Source organism: Streptomyces sp. NPDC018947, from assembly GCF_044390505.1.
GTDB lineage: Bacteria > Actinomycetota > Actinomycetes > Streptomycetales > Streptomycetaceae > Streptomyces.
On the sequence record NZ_JBIRZD010000015.1, the window covers coordinates 102,560 to 120,309 of the forward strand.

Annotated in this window: 12 protein-coding genes, 1 tRNA gene and 1 pseudogene; 8 read left to right on the forward strand and 6 right to left on the reverse strand. The window is 74.0% G+C overall.

Translation table 11 applies throughout. The annotated features are described in order from the left end of the window. Positions 1-227: 227 nt before the first annotated feature. Entirely contained in the window at positions 228-1,535 is a 1,308-nt protein-coding gene (gene selA / locus ACH499_RS26470; RefSeq protein ID WP_399018935.1) for an L-seryl-tRNA(Sec) selenium transferase, read from the forward strand. Then, positions 1,535-3,268: pseudogene (locus tag ACH499_RS26475) on the forward strand (SelB C-terminal domain-containing protein); the annotation flags it as partial. The gene selA and the pseudogene ACH499_RS26475, both read left to right, overlap by 1 nt. 35 nt (positions 3,269-3,303) lie before the next feature. On the opposite strand, the gene ACH499_RS26480 reads toward ACH499_RS26475, so the two are convergent. Further along, positions 3,304-3,396 (reverse strand) — tRNA-Sec (locus tag ACH499_RS26480). 62 nt (positions 3,397-3,458) lie between these two features. Between ACH499_RS26480 and selD the strand changes: the two genes are divergently transcribed. Beyond that, positions 3,459-4,484, forward strand: coding sequence for a selenide, water dikinase SelD (gene selD, locus ACH499_RS26485; protein ID WP_399018782.1), 1,026 nt, complete (start codon positions 3,459-3,461; stop codon positions 4,482-4,484). Between the two features lie 25 nt (positions 4,485-4,509). Here the strand turns inward: selD and fdh are convergent, their stop codons facing one another. From fdh to ACH499_RS26505, 4 genes are all read right to left on the reverse strand, one after another. Next, positions 4,510-7,770 carry a formate dehydrogenase gene (fdh, locus tag ACH499_RS26490; protein WP_399018785.1) on the reverse strand — a complete coding sequence of 1,087 codons (3,261 nt, stop codon included), beginning with the start codon at positions 7,768-7,770 and terminating at the stop codon, positions 4,510-4,512. Between the two features lie 96 nt (positions 7,771-7,866). Beyond that, complete coding sequence (gene nrfD / locus ACH499_RS26495) at positions 7,867-8,880, reverse strand: NrfD/PsrC family molybdoenzyme membrane anchor subunit (protein WP_399018787.1); 1,014 nt, start codon at positions 8,878-8,880, stop codon at positions 7,867-7,869. Further along, positions 8,877-9,908 (reverse strand): 4Fe-4S dicluster domain-containing protein, encoded by a 1,032-nt coding sequence (locus tag ACH499_RS26500; RefSeq protein ID WP_399018789.1) that lies wholly within the window; start codon positions 9,906-9,908, stop codon positions 8,877-8,879. The genes nrfD and ACH499_RS26500 overlap by 4 nt, the downstream gene beginning before the upstream one ends. A gap of 102 nt (positions 9,909-10,010) precedes the next feature. Beyond that, a complete protein-coding gene (locus ACH499_RS26505; RefSeq protein ID WP_399018791.1) occupies positions 10,011-10,931 on the reverse strand; it encodes a DUF3152 domain-containing protein in 921 nt (306 codons plus the stop codon). A gap of 114 nt (positions 10,932-11,045) precedes the next feature. Between ACH499_RS26505 and ACH499_RS26510 the strand changes: the two genes are divergently transcribed. The 5 genes from ACH499_RS26510 to ACH499_RS26530 all read left to right on the forward strand — a co-directional run bounded on the left by ACH499_RS26510 (position 11,046) and on the right by ACH499_RS26530 (position 16,186). Beyond that, positions 11,046-11,735: a response regulator gene (locus tag ACH499_RS26510; protein ID WP_399018793.1), complete on the forward strand. Its 690-nt coding sequence runs from the start codon at positions 11,046-11,048 to the stop codon at positions 11,733-11,735. Next, positions 11,732-13,246 (forward strand): sensor histidine kinase, encoded by a 1,515-nt coding sequence (locus ACH499_RS26515; RefSeq protein ID WP_399018795.1) that lies wholly within the window; start codon positions 11,732-11,734, stop codon positions 13,244-13,246. The genes ACH499_RS26510 and ACH499_RS26515 overlap by 4 nt, the downstream gene beginning before the upstream one ends. Continuing rightward, positions 13,243-13,821, forward strand: a complete 579-nt coding sequence (locus ACH499_RS26520) for a hypothetical protein (RefSeq protein ID WP_399018797.1) — start codon at positions 13,243-13,245, stop codon at positions 13,819-13,821. The genes ACH499_RS26515 and ACH499_RS26520 overlap by 4 nt, the downstream gene beginning before the upstream one ends. Positions 13,822-14,054: 233 nt before the next feature. Next, positions 14,055-15,731, forward strand: a complete 1,677-nt coding sequence (gene ctaD / locus ACH499_RS26525; RefSeq protein WP_399018799.1) for a cytochrome c oxidase subunit I — start codon at positions 14,055-14,057, stop codon at positions 15,729-15,731. Continuing rightward, entirely contained in the window at positions 15,728-16,186 is a 459-nt protein-coding gene (locus tag ACH499_RS26530; RefSeq protein WP_356201365.1) for a cytochrome c oxidase subunit 4, read from the forward strand. Before ctaD ends, ACH499_RS26530 begins: the two co-directional genes overlap by 4 nt. Here the strand turns inward: ACH499_RS26530 and ACH499_RS26535 are convergent. Continuing rightward, positions 16,114-17,727, reverse strand: a complete 1,614-nt coding sequence (locus tag ACH499_RS26535) for a cytochrome bc complex cytochrome b subunit (RefSeq protein ID WP_399018802.1) — start codon at positions 17,725-17,727, stop codon at positions 16,114-16,116. The two genes, ACH499_RS26530 and ACH499_RS26535, sit on opposite strands and share 73 nt — an antisense overlap. Between the last annotated feature and the right edge of the window lie 23 nt (positions 17,728-17,750).

The window sequence follows — 17,750 nt, forward strand, 5'->3', positions numbered from 1 at the left end:
ACCGCCCGACGCGCACCGGCACCACCGGGCGACGGGGCGAGGCCGCGGCCGCCCGGCGTGTCGTGATCCCCGTCAGGGGCACTGGGGGAGCATGGGGGTTCCCCGGGCAGACACGGGACCGGCCGGACAGGGAGGGGCGCGTGCACCAGCGGGTCACACAGGAGGCGACGGGCGGACCTCACCCGGCCGGCACCGACGGCAGCGACGCCGGCCGGCACCGGGAAGCGGTGGACACCCGGCGGCGCATTCCCCGCACCGACGCCGTCCTGCGGGACCCGAGACTGGCCGAGGCGGTGCGGCGGCTCGGTCCCGAGGCGGTGAAGTCGGCCGTCCGGCGGGCCCAGGACAGCGCCCGCCGGGGCGAGGTCCCGCCCGAGGACGTGACGGACACGGCCGTCGCCCTGCTGCCGTCCACGGTCGGGGGACTGCGCCCCGTCATCAACGCGACCGGGGTGCTGCTGCACACCAACCTCGGCCGCGCCCCCCTGTCACGGGCGGCCCGCAGCGCCGTGCGGGAGGCCGCGGGACCCACGGACGTCGAACTCGACCTGGCCACCGGCGTACGCGCCCGCCGGGGACGCACCGCGCTCGACGCCCTCGGCGCACGGGTGCCCGCGGCCCGCGCCGTCCACGTCGTGAACAACGGGGCCGCCGCGCTGGTCCTCGCCGCCACCGCGCTCGCCGCAGGCCGCGAGATCGTCATCAGCCGGGGGGAGATGGTGGAGATCGGAGACGGATTCCGGCTGCCCGACCTGCTGGTGTCCACCGGGGCCCGGCTGCGCGAGGTCGGCACCACCAACCGCACCTCCGTCGCCGACTACGCCGACGCCCTCGGCCCGCGGACCGGCTTCGTCCTCAAGGTCCACCCCTCCAACTTCCGCATCACCGGCTTCACCCGCGCCGCCGGAACCCGTGAACTGGCCGCCCTGGGCGTGCCCGTCGTCGTCGACATCGGCTCCGGGCTGCTCGCCCCCCACCCGCTGCTGCCCGACGAACCCGACGCCGAAGGCCAACTGCGGGCCGGTGCCTCCCTGGTGACCGCGAGCGGCGACAAACTGCTCGGCGGCCCCCAGTGCGGACTGCTGCTCGGTGACGACGCCCTCGTACGCACCCTGTCCCGGCACCCCCTCGCCCGCGCCCTGCGGGTGGACAAGCTGACCCTGGCCGCCCTGGAGGCGACCCTGACCGGCCCCGGAACCCCGACGGCCGACGCCCTGTCCGCCGACCCGGCGCGCCTGCGGCACCGGGCCGAACGGCTGGCCCGCGCGCTGAGCGCCGACGGCGTCGACGCGCGGGCCGTGCCGAGCGAGGCGACGGTGGGCGGCGGCGGGGCCCCCGGCGTGACGCTGCCGAGCGCCGCCCTGTCCCTGCCCCAGACGTACGCCACCGCGCTGCGGACCGGCCCCACTCCCGTGGTGGGACGCCTGGAGGGCGGCCGGTGCCTGCTCGACCTGCGCGCCGTGCCGGCCGAGGACGACGAACGGCTGGCCGAAGCCGTACGGGCCGCGTCGGAAGGGCGGGCGTCATGCGGGTGATGGCCACCGCCGGCCACGTCGACCACGGCAAGTCCGCCCTGGTACGGGCGCTGACGGGCATGGAACCCGACCGCCACGAGGAGGAACGCCGCCGCGGCCTCACCCTGGACCTCGGCTTCGTGTGGACCCGCACCGGGGAGGGCGAGGACCTCGCCTTCGTGGACGTGCCCGGACACGAGCGGTTCGTCGCCACCATGCTGGCCGGCGTCGGACCGGTGCCCGCCGTGCTCTTCGTCGTCGCCGCCGACCAGGGCTGGCAGCAGCAGTCGCAGGAACACCTCGCCGTCATCGACGCCCTCGGCGTACGGCACGCCGTCCTCGCCGTCACCCGCAGCGACCTCGCCGACCCCGAGCCCGTACGCGCCGACGCCGTCGAACGCCTCGCCGCGACGTGTCTCGGCAAGGTGCCGTCCGTCGCCGTGAGTTCGGTGACCGGGGCCGGACTCGACGAGTTGCGCGCGGAGCTGGGACGCATGGCCCGCTCCCTGCCCGCGCCGCCCGCCGACGCCGACGTACGGCTGTGGCTGGACCGCGCCTTCACCGTGCGCGGCCGCGGCACGGTCGTCACCGGCACCCTCGGCGCCGGCACGCTGCGCGTCGGTGACCGGCTGCTGACGGGAGACGGCACGGGGGAGCTGCGGGTGCGCGGGCTCCAGTGCCTGCACGAGGAACACGGCTCGGTGAGCGCGGTGGCCCGCGTGGCGGTCGACGTGCACGGGGCCGCCGACGGCACCCTGCGCCGCGGCCAGGTCCTGCTGACACCGGACCGCTGGCTGCTCACCGAACTCACCGACGTCCGCGTCACCGGGGAACCGGTCGCCGCGCTGCCCCGGGCGTCGACCCTGCACATCGGCACGGCCGCGGTGCCGGTGACCGTCCGCCCGCTCGGCGAGGACACCGCCCGCCTGGCCCTCGGCCGCCCACTGCCCCTGCGCGTCGGCGACCGCGCCGTCCTGCGCGAACCGGGCGGCACCCGCGTCCCCCGCGCGGTGACCGTCCTCGACGTCCGGCCGCCCGGCCTCACCCGGCGCGGAGCCGGCCGCGCCCGCGCCGGGGAACTGGCCGCCATGACCGGACGCCCCGACGGCACCGCCGAGCTGCGCCGGCGCCGGCTCGCCCGGGGCGCCGAACTGCTGGCGATGGGCGTGGACCCGCCGGCCGCCCCCGTCGCCGGGGACTGGCTGGCCGACCCGGACCACTGGGCACGGCTGCGCGCCCGCCTCGCCGAGGAGGTGGAACGGCACGCGCGCCGGCACCCGATGGAACCCGGCCTGCCCGCCGAGGCCGCACGCCACCTGCTCGGCCTCCCCGACCGCGTGCTGATCGACGCCCTCGCCCGGACCCCCGGCGACGGGCGACTCCACTGCCGCCGGGGACGGCTGTACGGATCCGACCCCACACCCACCCTGCCGCCGCCCCTGCACGCGGCCGTGGACGCCGTACGCCGCGACCTGAGCCGCGCCCCCTTCCGCGCACCCGACGCGGACCGGCTGGCGGAACTCGGACTGAACCGCAAGGCCCTGGCCGCGGCCGTCGCCGCCGGTGCGCTCCTGCGGGTCGGCGACGGTGTCGTGCTGCTGCCCGGCGCGGACACCGAGGCCGCCGCCGTCCTCGCCCGCCTCCCGCAGCCGTTCACCCTGAGCGAGGCCCGCCGCGCCCTGGACACGACCCGACGCACGGCCGTACCGCTGCTGGAGCACCTGGACGCGCGGGGCCTGACGGAGCGGCTGGACGACCACCACCGGCGCTGCCGGCCGGCCGGCGGAAACGGAGGCGGACAGGAATCGAACCTGCCTGCCCGAGATCCTCGGACACCTCGGTTTTGAAGACCGGGAGGGCCACCAGGCACCCACACGCCTCCACCGCCCGGCCAGGCTACACGGACACCCCGCCACCGTCCCGTCACCACCAAGGAGCAGCGGCATGACATCGACGCCCGAGACCGCCGTACGCCTCACCCAGTACGCCCACGGCGGAGGCTGTGCCTGCAAGATCCCGCCCGGGGAACTGGAGGACGTGCTCGGCCCGTTGGCCGGCGCCCGGGCCGCCGTGAGCGACACGCCGCTGCTGGTGGGGCTGACCACCGGGGACGACGCGGCCGTCGTCGCCCTGCCCGCGCCGCCCGGCGGGGCCGCGCAGGCCATGGTGTCCACCGCCGACTTCTTCACCCCGGTCGTCGACGACCCCTACGACTGGGGGCGCATCGCCGCCGCCAACGCGCTCTCCGACGTGTACGCGATGGGCGGACGGCCCGTCCTCGCGGTCAACCTGCTGGCCTGGCCCCGCGACGTGCTGCCCTTCGAGCTGGCCCGCGAGGTGCTGCGCGGCGGGCTCGACATCGCCGCTCGGGCCGGCTGTCACGTGGGAGGCGGGCACAGCGTCGACGACCCCGAACCCAAGTACGGCATGGCCGTCACCGGGCTCGCCGACCCCCACCGGCTGCTGCGCAACGACGCCGGCCGGCCCGGCGTGCCGCTGTCGCTGACCAAGCCGCTCGGCCTGGGGGTCCTGAACAACCGTCACAAGGCCACCGGTGAACGGTTCGAGCAGGCGATTGCCACCATGACCGCCCTCAACCGGGACGCCGCCGCGGCGGCCCTGGACGCCGGGGCGGTCTGCGCCACCGACGTCACCGGCTTCGGCCTCCTCGGCCATCTGCACAAGCTGGCCCGCGCCTCGGGAGTGACCGCCGTGCTGGACACCGCCGCCGTGCCCTACCTGGACGGCGCCCGCGAGGCGGTGCGCGAGGGCTACGTGAGCGGAGGCACCCGGCGCAACCTGGAGTGGGTGGCGCCGTTCACCGACTTCGGGGACACCGACGCCGACACCCGCCTCCTGCTGGCCGACGCCCAGACCTCGGGCGGGCTGCTCGTGGCCGGGGAGGTGCCCGGGGCGCCGGTGATCGGCGAACTGGTCGCCCGCGGGCCCCACTCGGTCGTCCTGCGCTGACCCGGGCGCGCCCGCGGACCGTCCGTCACAGCTCCGTGCCCGTGTGCGCGTCGATGCCCGCGCGCGCCCGGTACTCGCGCACCAGCGCCACGGCGGCCGGGCCCCGGGGGCGCCGCCCCGGACGGATGTCCACGGCGAGCGCCTTCGCCTCCTGGATGTGTGTGTTCGGGTCCAGGGACAGGTGCAGCAGCTCGTTGGCCGCGTCGCCCGTGCTGTAGCCGTTGGGGCCCCAGTGGTAGGGCAGCCCCACCTGGTGCAGCGGCCGGCCGTGCACGGTCAGCGGCGCCATCCGGTCGGTCACCAGCACCCGGGCCTCGATCACCCCGCGGGCGGTGACGATCGTCGCCCAGCCGGTGTGCTCCAGGGCCCGCTCGGCGGCCAGCTCGGGCGAGACCTCGCAGAAGAACTCCGGCTGCAGCTCGGCGAGATACGGCTGCCAGCGCGACATGCCGCCCGCCGTGTGGTGCTCGGTGAGCCGGTACGTGGTGGCCACGTACGGGAACACCTCGGAGCCGGGAGCGCCCGCGCTCGGCTGGTAGCGGTTGTCCGGGTGCGGGGGCGGCAAGTGCCGTACCGGGTTGCGCTGCCTGTCGTACAGCAGGTTGGGGAAGGGGGAGTCCTGCGGTTCGTAGTGCGCGGGCAGCGGGCCGTCGGTGAGTCCGGAGGGCACGTACAGCCAGGCCTTTCCGTCGGCCTGCATGATGAACGCGTCGGTGCCCGACAGGGCCTCGGGCCCGGTCGCGTCCGGCGGCGGCACATGGTCCGGGGACTTGCCGGCGGGGAAGTCCGGGACGTCGTGCCCCACCCACTTCTCCTGGTCCTCGTCCCACCACACCAGCGCCTTGCGCTCGCTCCACGGCCTGCCGTCCGGGTCCGCCGAGGCCCGGTTGTAGAGCACGCGCCGGTTGGCCGGCCACGCCCAGCCCCACTCGGCCGCCACCCAGTCCTGCCGGCCGCCGGGCTTGCGGCGGGCCGCCTGGTTGACGCCGTCGGCGCGCACCCCGCAGTAGATCCAGCAGCCGCAGACCGTGGAGCCGTCGTCGCTGAGCTGCTCGTACGAGGACAGCGGACGCCCCTCGGCGTCGTGCCCGTTGATCTCGGCGAGGACCGCCTCCGCGACGGGTTCGCGCAGGTCGCCGCTGACGGGGTAGTCCCACGCCAGATCGAGGACCGGCCGGTCCATCGGGTCCGTCGACCCGGCGAGCTTGCGGCGGATGATCCGCCCCAGGTGGTAGGTGAACCACAGGTCGCTGCGCGCGTCGCCGGGCGGCTCGACGGCCTGGTGGTGCCACTGGAGCAGGCGCTGCGTGTTGGTGAAGCTGCCGTCCTTCTCGGTGTGCGCGGCGGCCGGCAGGAAGAACACCTCGGTGCCGATGTCCTCCGTGCGCAGCTCGCCCGTCTCCGTCTCCGGGCCGTCCTTCCACCAGGTCGCCGACTCGATGAGCGAGAAGTCCCGCACCACCAGCCAGTCCAGGTTCGCCATCCCGAGCCGCTGGAGTTTGGCGTTGGCCGAGCCGACCGCCGGGTTCTCGCCCATCAGGAAGTAGCCCTTGCAGGTCCCGTCCAACTGGGCCATGACCGTCTCGTACGTGGAGTGCGAACCCGTCAGCCGCGGCAGGTAGTCGAAGCAGAAGTCGTTCTCCGCCGTCGCCGCGTCACCCCAGTAGGCCTTCAGCAGGCTCACCAGATAGGCGCGCATGTTGCCCCAGTAGCCCTTGCGGGCCGCGTCGCCCCGCACGAACGCGTCCAGGTCGTCCCGCTGGTGCGCGTGCGGCATCGGGATGTAGCCCGGCAGCAGGTTGAACAGGGTCGGGATGTCCGTGGAGCCCTGGATGGACGCGTGTCCGCGCAGCGCGAGGATGCCGCCGCCCGGCCGGCCGATGTTGCCGAGCAGGCTCTGCAGCACGGAGGCGGCGCGGATGTACTGCACGCCCACCGTGTGCTGCGTCCAGCCGACCGCGTAGGCGAACGCGGTGGTCCGGTCGCGGCCGGAGTTGTCCGTGACCAGCTCGCACACCTGCCGGAACAGGTCCTGCGGCACCCCGCAGATCCGCTCGACCATCTCGGGCGTGTAGCGGGCGTAGTGCCGCTTCAGCACCTGGAAGACGCAGCGCGGGTGCGTCATCGTCTCGTCCCGCTCGACCTCGCCCTCGCCGATGGCGGCGCCGCCCGACCCGTGGGCCTCGCCGCGCGCCGCCTCCGTCACCGAGGAACCGCCGCCCGTCCGGGTCTCGAACTCCTGGTCGCGCTCACCCGAGGCGGCCTGCATCTCCGTGCCCTCGTACTGCCAGCTGCCGTTGTCGTAGCTGCGGCTGTCGGGATCGAGGCCGGAGAAGACGCCGTCGAGGTCCTCGGTGTCGCGGAAGTCCTCGCGCAGCACCACGGGCCCGTTGGTGTAGGCCACCACGTAGTCGTGGAAGTACTTGCCGTTGCCGAGGACGTAGTTGACGATCCCGCCGAGGAAGGCGATGTCCGAGCCCGCGCGCAGCGGCACGTGCACGTCGGCCAGCGCGCTGGTGCGGGTGAACCGCGGGTCGACGTGGATCACCTTCGCGCCGCGTGCCTTGGCCTCCATCACCCACTGGAACCCGACCGGATGGCACTCGGCCATGTTCGAGCCCTGGATGACGATGCAGTCGGAGTTCTGGAGGTCCTGCTGGAAGGTGGTCGCGCCGCCGCGGCCGAACGAGGTTCCCAGACCGGGAACGGTGGAGGAGTGTCAAATACGGGCCTGATTCTCGATCTGCACCGCTCCCAGCGCGGTGAACAGCTTCTTGATCAGGTAGTTCTCCTCGTTGTCCAGCGTCGCGCCGCCGAGACTCGCGATGCCCAGCGTGCGGCGGGTGCGGGTCTCGTCGACCTCCCACTGCCAGCCCGCGCGCCGCGCCTCGATCACCCGGTCGGCGATCATGTCCATCGCCGTGTCCAGGTCGAGCCGCTCCCAGTCGGTGCCGTGCGGGCGCCGGTACAGGACGTGGTGCTCGCGGGCGCCGCCCGTGGTGAGCTGGAGGCTCGCCGAGCCCTTGGGGCAGAGCCGGCCGCGGGAGATCGGCGAGTCGGGGTCGCCCTCGATCTGGGTGACGCGCCCGTCCTCGACGTACACGTTCTGGCCGCAGCCGACGGCGCAGTACGGGCAGACGGACTTCACGACGCGGTCCGCCGTGGCGACCCGCGGGGTGAGCCGGGCACTGGTCCCGCTCTTGGCCGCGGCACCACGGCCCAGGGGATCGGTGCCCTTGAGCTGGCGGTAGACCGGCCAGGAGTCGATCCAGGTGCGTACGCCCATACCGTCCTCCGTCCTTCCCACGGTGTGCTCTGCCGCGCCGGGTGTCCCGTTCCCGGCGGTCCAATCCTCGTCCGGCGCCGCATGCAGGCGGACCGCTCACCCCGCCCCGCGTGCCAGCCGCTCGCGCTGGGGCACGACCGTGTACGCCGGGTCCTCCGCGGAGGCCACCCCGGCGTGGAACACCCCGAACCTGAGGGCCGCGGACCCCGCGAGCAGCGCCGTCCCGGCCACCGCTGCCGCGCCGCGGCGCCGGCCCGCCACGGCGGCCAGCGCGGCGCCCCCGGCGGTCAGCGCCTCCGCCGCGCGCAGCAGCCCGCGCGCCCTGCCCCGCCCGAAGGGCTCCGCCACCATTCCCATCCGGCGCTTCATCAGCCGGAAGGCACCCAGTTCCAGCGCCGCGCCGAGCACCGCCGTCCGGCGCGCGGGTCCCGACTGCGCGGTCGGCACACAGGCCACCGCCAGCCCCGCGGCCGCGCTCGCCGCGGACCCCGCGAAGACGTACGGCAGTTCCCGGTGCCCCTCGTGCCAGGAGGGCACCGCCGTGTCGGACAGCAGCACGGCCGTGTACGTGGCGACCGCCGGGCCGAGCACGGCCGCCGCGGCCGTGGCGGCGGCCCCGGCCGGACGCCACCGGCCGGTCAGGTCGGCCGCCGCGGCGGCCACGGTGAGCGGGGCGTAGCCGGCCAGCAGCCAGGAGCCCGTGCTCATCGGCGAGGTGGGCTTGAAGACGCGCAGCATGTTCAGGAAGCGGGCGGGCCGTCCCAGGTCGTGCACCAGCGCGGCCAGCGACAGCGAGACGCCTCCCGCCGCCCCCAGCTTCGCCGTCCGCGCCAGGGCCGTACGCCCCGTGACGTGCCCGCCGGCCGCCAGCGGCGACGACGCGCCCGCGAGCCCGCCGAGGAACAGATAGCCGGCGATGTCGAGCGCCGCCCACGTGGGCTTGTTCAGCACCGGCTTGCCGTAGTACGAGGAGAACTCGGCCCGCGGCACCACCGGTTGCTCACCGCGCTCCCGGCGGCGCCGGCGGCGTCCGGTGTGCGCTCCCGTCGGGGCGTCGCGCCCGGGGCGCGCACCGCCGACGCCGTCGCGGTCGACGGGGGAACCGCTCATCGGGGCCTCCTCGCGAAACCGGCGACGGTCATCACGGCGAGCGAGGCGGCGGCCACCGCGGCGTGCCGCCACATCGAGGGCAGGTCGCGGGTGGTGACCACCGGGTCCGGCGGCAGCCCGTACACCTCCGGCTCGTCCAGCAGCAGGAAGAAGGCGCCGTCGCCGCCGACGCCGTCGTCCGGGCTCTCCCCGTACAGGCGCGCGTCGCTCACCCCGGCCGCCTGCAACCGGGCGAGGCGGGACGCCGCCCGCTCCCGCAGCTCGTCCAGCGGCCCGAACTGGATGGAGTCCGTCGGGCACGCCTTCGCGCAGGCCGGTTCCATGCCGACGCCGAGCCGGTCGTAGCACAGCGTGCACTTCCAGGCGCGCCCGTCGTCCCGGCGCTGGTCGATGACGCCGTACGGGCAGGCCGGCACGCAGTAGCCGCAGCCGTTGCAGATGTCCTCCTGCACGACGACCGTGCCGAACTCGGTGCGGAACAGGGAGCCGGTGGGGCACACGTCCAGGCACGCGGCGTGCGTGCAGTGCTTGCAGACGTCGGAGGCCATGAGCCAGCGCAGCTCGGTGCGCCCGTCCGGCGCCACCGGCGGGACCTCCCCGGCCGGGGCCGCCGCCGGGGCCCCGTCGGGGGGCGGGGCGGTGGCTCCGGGGCCGGGGGAGGAGGGCGAGGTGCCCAGGGTCCGGGCGGCCTCGAAGACGTCCACGTCCTCGTGGCCGACGCCCGGCTCCTGGCCGCCGAACGGCTTACGCTGCTCGATGAAGGCGACGTGCCGCCAGGTGTCGGCGCCGAGCCCCTGCGTGTTGTCGTAGGACATGCCGGTCAGCAGCAGGCCGTCCTCGGGGACGGCGTTCCACTCCTTGCAGGCGACCTCGCAGGCCTTGCAGCCGATGCACACGGAGGTGTCGGTGAAGAAGCCCACCCGGGGCGGCGGATCGACGTGTCCTGCCCCGGCCGCCACGTCCGGCTCCGGACCGGACCACCGGTGGTCGTGCGCGCGGTGCCCGGTGCCGGCGCTCCCCTCGGTCATGCCCACCTCCACGCCGTTCGCGGCCCCCGGATCCTCAGCCTGGCACGGGTGCCCCCGGCCCGCGCGCCCGAAACGGCCACCGGGGCGCCCGCACGGGGACGTTCAGGCGACGGAGGGGCCGGTGACCGGCCGGCCCCTCTCGTCGTAGGGCCAGACGTTCGTGGCGCAGCCGTGGAGTCCCTTGATCTGCTGCATCATCACCGGCGCGGGCCGCCCCGGCCCGGGACAGCCCTCGTGCCCGTGGCCCAGGAAGTGCCCGACCTCGTGGTTGACGATGAGCGCCCGGTACGACGTCACGTCGTCCGCGTAGTACTGCGTGGCCAGCAGCCACCGTTTGAGGTTGACCATCACGTCCTGGCCGACGTTGCAGTTGACCTCGCCGCCGGTGTCCAGGCCGTACTGGCCGCAGATCCGGTCCACCGTCGCCGCCGTGGCGAGCCGCACCCGGAAGTCGGAGGCGCCGCCCGGCACCCGGCGGAACCCCACCTCGCCGTCGGCCGTCCAGCCCCGCTCGTCGGCGAGGATCCCCTCCACCTCGACGGCGACGTCCCGCGCCGACAGCCCGATGCCGTCCTCCACCTGGACCACGTAGGTCAGCGTGCGCCCGCTGCCGCCGACCCGCTCGCCCCCGCCCCCGGCGGTGGTGAACGTGCCCGGCCCCGAGGACGGGATGGCGGCCGGACTCCCGGAGCGCGCCGGCGGATTGTCCTTCTCGCGCCCGGCGCCGGAGTCCGGCTGCCCGGCGGTGGTGTCCGGCGCGGGCCGCCCGGCCCGCGACGGGGCGGCGCCGGACGGCTCCGTCTCCTCCGTCGGTACCGGCGAGGCCGCGCCGGCGGGGGCTTCGGAGCCGGAGGTGACGCCCTTCAGGACCAGACCGCCGGCGAGCGCGAGCGCGCCGCCGGCCGCGAGTGCCGCCCACAGCACCGGTGTCCTCCGCCCGCGCCTGCGTCGGGCCCGGCTTCCGCGACGGCGCCTGCGGGCCCTGTCGGGGGACGGTGAGGACGTCGATCGGTGCGCGTTCATGATCACGCAGCGTGCCCCGGCCGTGTGATGGCGGGTGGACCGCAATGGGACCGGTCTGTAACAGCCGCCCACCCGTGCGCGAACACCCGTTCGCCTCCACGCATACTGAGACTCATGCCACGGGTCCTGATCATCGAAGACGACCGCGCCGTCCGGGAGGGCGTGCGACTCGCCCTGCGCCGCCAGGGACACGAGGTCGCCGCGGCGGCGACCGGCGAGGACGGCCTGCGGGAACTGCGCACGTTCCGGCCCGACGCCGTCGTCCTCGACCTGATGCTGCCCGGCATGTCCGGACTGGAGGTGTGCCGCCGCATCCGCGACCAGCACCAGGTGCCCATCATCATGGCCACCGCACGCGGCGACGACACCGACGTCGTCGTCGGTCTGGAGGCCGGGGCGGACGACTACGTGGTCAAGCCCGTCCGCGCCCGCGTCCTGGACGCCCGCATCCGCGCGGTGCTGCGCCGCGCCGGGGGCCCGCCGGACGACCGGGGCGGGCCCCGGACCGAGCACCACGGCGACCTGACCATCGACCGCGCCGGACTCACCGTCACCCACCGGGGGCGGCCCGTCGCCCTCGCCCCCTCCGAACTGCGGCTGCTGCTCACCCTGTCCGCCTCGCCCGGTCAGGTGTTCAGCCGCCAGCAGCTCCTGGAGGCCGTGTGGGAGCACAACTACCACGGCGACGCACGCCTCGTGGACGCGTGCGTCAAACGCCTCCGCTCCAAGATCGGCGAGCCCGCGGGGCAGCCGCGCCACATCCACACCGTGCGCGGCTTCGGCTACCGCTTCGGCACCCGGTGAGGGTCCCGCGGCTCCTGCGCGCGTTGGGCGGCCTGCGCGTGCGGCTGGTGGTGGCCTTCGCCTTCGTCGCCGCCACGGCCACGGTGACCACCGGCGCGCTGACCTTCCGCGAGGCGCGGACCGGGATCCTCCAGCAGAGCCAGGACACGGTGATCGAGGACTTCCGCGACCGGGTCAACATCCTGGTGCCCAACTACCGCTTCCCGCCCGACGGGAGCGACCTGGAGACCTTCGCCACCGACGTCGCCCGCGGCGGACGCTCCCAGAACTGGCGGGTGCTGGCCGTCTACCGGGAGCTGAGCGCGACCTCCGTTCCCGCGGACGCCTTCCGCGAGCTGTCCCCGGGCATGCGCGAGTCCGTGCGCTCGCGCCGCGCCACGGTCTTCCAGCGGGTGACACGGGACGGCCGGTCCTCCCTCGTCGTCGGCATGCCCGTCACCTTCGCCGGGCCCTACGGCACCTCCGGCCGCGCCTCCGGCCTCGAGGTCTACCTGACCGTCCCCCAGAGCGAGGAGCAGGGGTACGTCGACGCCCTCGTCACCGCCACCGAACGCGCCACCGTGCCGGCCCTCGCCCTGGCCGTCCTCCTCGCCCTGCTGGCCGCCCGCGGGGTGCTGCGGCCGGTCAGGGAACTGCGCCGGGCGACCCGCAGCATCGCCGAGGGCCACCTCGACACCCGGCTCACCGTCCAGGGCACCGACGAACTCGCCGACCTCTCCCGTACCTTCAACGAGACCGCCGAGGCCCTCGAGGGCTCGGTCGCGGAACTGCGCCGCATGGAGGCCGGCGCCCGGCGCTTCGCCGCGGACGTCTCCCACGAGCTGCGCACCCCGCTGGCGGCGATGTCGGCGGTGACCGACGTGCTGGACGAGGACGCCGCGGGCCTCGACGAGGACACCGCGACGGCCGTACGCCTCATCAGCGAGGAGACCACCAAGCTGGCCACCCTGGTCAACGACCTCATGGAGATCTCCCGGTTCGACGCGGGCGCCGCCGCCCTCCACCTGGACGACATCGACCTCGCCGAGTCCGTACGGCGCACGCTCGCCACCCGGGGCTGGACGCACACGGTGGAGACCCTCCTGCCGGAACCCGGCACCCTGCGCGCCCGCGTCGACCCGCGCCGCCTCGACGTCGTCGTCGCCAACCTCGTCGCCAACGCCCTCCGCCACGGCCGCCCCCCGGTCCGCCTGCACCTGCGCCGGCAGGACGGCACCGGCGGGGAGGGATCCGCGGTCATCGAGGTCGAGGACAGCGGGGACGGCATCCCCGACAGCGTCCTGCCGCACGTCTTCGACCGCTTCTACAAGTCCGACTCGGCCCGGGCGCGCAGCGAGGGCAGCGGGCTCGGGCTCGCCATCACCACGGAGAACGTCCGCCTGCACGGCGGTACCGTCCGGGCGGCCAACCACCCGGACGGCGGCGCCGTCTTCACGGTCGTCCTCCCCCTGCGCCAGGACGGCACCGCGCGGGGGGCGGGCCACCCGGCGAAGGAGGAGGACCGGTCATGAACGTCCGCCGTGCGCTGCCCGCCCTGCTGACGGCGGCCCTCGCGCTGTCGGCCTGCGACATCCCCGCGACCGGGGTGGTCGAGGCGGGCGAACCCGCCACCGGCGTCCTCGAACCGCCCGGCAGCACCCCCGCCCCCACCGAGACCCGGGCCCTGCCGTTCACCACGGTCCCGCTCTACTTCCTGGACGACGGCTCCCTGGTGGCCGTGCCCCGCACCGTGCCCGGCCCGGCCGAACTCGGCACCACCGTGCTGATGCTGTTCAAGGGCCCCGACGCCGAGGAACGCGGACGGGGACTGACGACCGGGCTGCCGCGCCTGAGCACCGTGCCCACCCTGCGCACCGACGGCGCGAGCGTCACCGTCCAGCTCCCGGAGGCCGCCGCGGGACTGAGCGACACCGCCGTCGACCAACTGGCCTGCACGGTCGCCGGCGCCCGGCTGCACCAGGACCCCGAACTGGGGAGCGTGCAGGTGACCGTGGAGCAGCCCGGCGGCCGGCTCGCGGGCCGCTCGAGCGACGACTGCCCCGGCCCGGCCACCGCCACGCCCGCGGTCCCGAAGCCCACGGCCTGACCACCTCCGCCCGATCCCCGCCCGTCCCCCGTGCCACGCCCGACGCGCCGTCAGGGAACCCCCACCCCCCGGGTGGCCCACCCCCACCGTCCCCCGCCCGGCGCCGGCTCGCACCGTCTGAGCTGGGACGACACCCCGGCGGCGGGTTCCGCGCCGTAGCCTGCGAGGATGCCCCGCGCCGCTGCGGCGTGGCCCTGCGACTGACGCCCGGACCCCTGGGTACCCTCCGCCGCATGGCGGTGGACGAGAGGACCGAGCCGCCGCGCCGGGCACCGGCGCGGCAGCGGACGAACCGCACGCTCGGGCGCGTACTGGTGCGGTGGGCGACCACGACCGATCACAAGGTGATCGGCAATCTCTACATGACGACGTCGTTCACGTTCTTCCTCTTCGCCGGCGTCCTCGCCCTGCTGATGCGCAGTGAACTCGCCCGGCCCGGGCTGCAACTGTTCTCCGCCGAGCAGTACAACCAGCTCTTCACCGTGCACGGCACCATCATGATGCTGCTGTTCGCGACCCCGCTGTTCGCCGGATTCACCAACGCGATCATGCCGCTGCAGATCGGCGCCCCGGACATGGCGTTCCCCCGGCTCAACGCCCTGTCGTACTGGATGTACCTGTTCGGCGGCCTGATCGTGGTGTCCGGCTTCCTCACCCCGGGCGGGGCGGCCTCCTTCGGCTGGTTCGCCTACGCGCCGCTGAACAGCGCCAGGTTCAGCCCGGGACCCGGCGGCGACCTGTGGACCATGGGCCTGGTGGTGAGCGGTGTGTCCACCACGCTCAGCGCGGTCAACTTCATCACCACCATCGTGTGCCTGCGCGCACCCGGCATGACCATGTTCCGGATGCCGATCTTCACCTGGAACGTGCTGTTCACGTCGATCCTGGCGCTGCCCGCGTTCCCCGTGCTGACGGCCGCCCTGTTCGCGCTGGAGGCCGACCGGAAGTTCGGCGCGCACATCTTCGACGCGCCGAACGGCGGGGCACTGCTGTGGCAGCACCTGTTCTGGTTCTTCGGCCATCCGGAGGTGTACATCGTCGCGCTGCCGTTCTTCGGCATCGTCTCCGAGATCATCCCGGTCTTCAGCCGCAAACCGATCTTCGGCTACGTCAGCCTCATCGGCGCCACCATCGCCATCACCATGCTGTCCGCCGTGGTGTGGGCCCATCACATGTTCGCCACCGGAGCCGTGCTGCTGCCGTTCTTCTCGGTGATGTCGTTCCTCATCGCGGTACCGACGGGAGTGAAGTTCTTCAACTGGATCGGCACGATGATCCACGGCTCGCTGTCCTTCGAGACACCGATGCTGTGGTCGCTCGGCTTCATGGTGACGTTCCTGCTCGGCGGCATGAGCGGTGTCATCATCGCCTCGCCGCCCCTGGACTTCCACCTGACGGACTCGTACTTCATCGTCGCCCACCTGCACTACGTGCTGTTCGGCACGGTCGTGTTCGCGATGTTCGCCGGCTTCTACTTCTGGTGGCCCAAGTTCACCGGCAGACTCCTCGACGAACGCCTCGGCCGGATCCACTTCTGGACGCTCTTCGTCGGCTTCCAGACCACGTTCCTCGTCCAGCACTGGCTCGGCGAGCAGGGGATGCCGCGCCGCTACGCCGACTACCTGGCCGCCGACGGTTTCACGGCGCTCAACACCGTCAGCTCCATCGGCGCGTTCCTGCTGGGCACCTCGACCCTGCCGTTCCTCTACAACGTGTGGCGCACCCACCGCCACGGCACCCCGGTGGAGCACGACGACCCCTGGGGCTACGGCCGTTCCCTCGAATGGGCGACCTCCTGCCCGCCCCCGCGCCACAACTTCACGTCCCTGCCCCGGGTGCGTTCCGAGTCCCCGGCGTTCGACCTGCACCACCCCGACATCACCCGACACGACCAGAGGCACGTGCAGTGAGGACCGAAGCCCGTCTCTTCACCGGTGTGGCCGCCTTCTTCGCCGTCACCGCCGCCCTGTACGGCTGGTGGTCGGCCGAGCCCGCCGGCACCGTCGCCCTGACGGTCGCCTTCCTGATGGCCTCGCTCGTGGCGTTCTTCTGCCGCGTGCAGCACCACAAGCGCGGCATGCGCGCCCAGGACCTCGCCGACGCCGAGGTCGCCGACGGGGCCGGCCCGCTGGACTTCTTCCCGCCCCACAGCCCGTGGCCGATCACCGTCGCGCTGGGCGTGGTCCTCCTCGCCCTCGGCATCGTCTTCGGCCTGTGGCTCGCCCTGATCGGCTTCGGCGTGCTCGTCCCCGCCGTGTTCGGCCTGGTCTTCCAGTACGCCGGCCGGGGCGTTCAGCGCTCCACGTCGCCCGGGGAAGGCTCCGGTTCCGTCTCCTCCCCGCCGGCGTCGACCCGGTCGTCGTAGTACCACTGGCTGAGCGTCGCCCGCAGCCGGCCGACGTGCGGTGCCTCCTCGCCGGGCGCGGTCCGGGCGAGCGGCGCCGGCTCCCTGCGCGACCGCAGGACGTGGCGCTCCTCCGCGCCGAGCGGCTCGTGGCTCTCGGCGTAGCCGCCCGCGAGGGTCTGCCGCAGCTCGCCCGTCTCCTCGCCCTCGGCCAGCCGGTCGCGCTCCGACTCCTGCATCGCCAGGCAGACCCGCTTGGTCACCGCGAAGGCGGCCGGCGGCAGCACCACCAGGGAGATGCGGAACACCCAGGTGAGCACGTTCAGGGAGACGTCGAAGGTGTGGGCGATGATGTCGTTGCCGCCCGCGGCGAGCAGCACGGCGTAGAAGACGATCGCGGCGACGCCCAGACCGGTCCGCACCGGCATGTCGCGGGGCCGGTCGCACAGGTGGTGCTCGTCGTGGTCGCCCGTCACCCACCGCTCGAAGAACGGGTAGGCGTACAGCACGGCGAACAGGGCGAGCGGCAGCAGCACCGCCGGGACCAGCACGTTCCACATCAGGGTGTGCCCGGCCACCGTCGTCTCGAAGGGCGGCATCAGGCGCAGCGAGCCCTCCAGGAAGCCGACGTACCAGTCAGGCTGCGAGCCCGTGGAGACGATGTCGGTCCGGTAGGGGCCGTACGCCCAGATGGGGTTGATCTGCGCCACCGCCGAGAGCACGGCCAGCACCCCGAACACCATGAGGAACAGGCCGGTCGAACTCGCCGCGAACTGCGGGAACATCGGCTTGCCGATCACGTTGCGTTCGGTGCGGCCCCGCCCCGCCCACTGGGTGTGCTTCAGGTAGAAGACCAGGACCAGGTGGAGGGTGACGAGCGCCAGCAGCAGGCCGGGGATCAGCAGGATGTGCACCGAGTACAGCCGCGGGATGAAGTCGTGGCCGGGGTACTCGCCGCCGAACACGAACATGCTGATGTACGTGCCGACCACGGGGATGGAGAGCATGATGCCCTGCGCGATGCGCAGCCCGGTCCCGGACAGCAGGTCGTCGGGGAGCGAGTAGCCGGCGAAGCCCTCGGCGAGGGCCAGCGTGAACAGGGTGACGCCGATCAGCCAGTTGACCTCCCGGGGACGGCGGAAGGCGCCGGTGAAGAAGATCCGCAGCAGATGCACCCCGATGGCCGACAGGAACACCAGGGCCGCCCAGTGGTGCATCTGGCGGATCAGCAGCCCGCCGCGCACGTCGAAACTGATGTCCAGCGTCGAGCTGTACGCCTCCGTCATGCGCACCCCGAGCAGCGGCTCGTACGAGCCGTTGTAGACGATCTCCGTCATCGAGGGGTGGAAGAACAGGGTCAGCCAGACCCCGGTGAGCAGCAGGACGACGAAGCTGTAGAGGGCGATCTCGCCCAGCATGAACGACCAGTGCTCGGGGAAGGCCTTGCGCAGCAGCCCGCCGCTCTCGGACACGGGGAGGCGGCCGTCGGCCCAGTCGACGGTGTGTTCGGCCGCGCGACGGGCCCGCGCGCCAGCGCGGGCCCTTCTCTTCTTCAACAGCACGGCGCATGGGTTCCCTGCCGTCC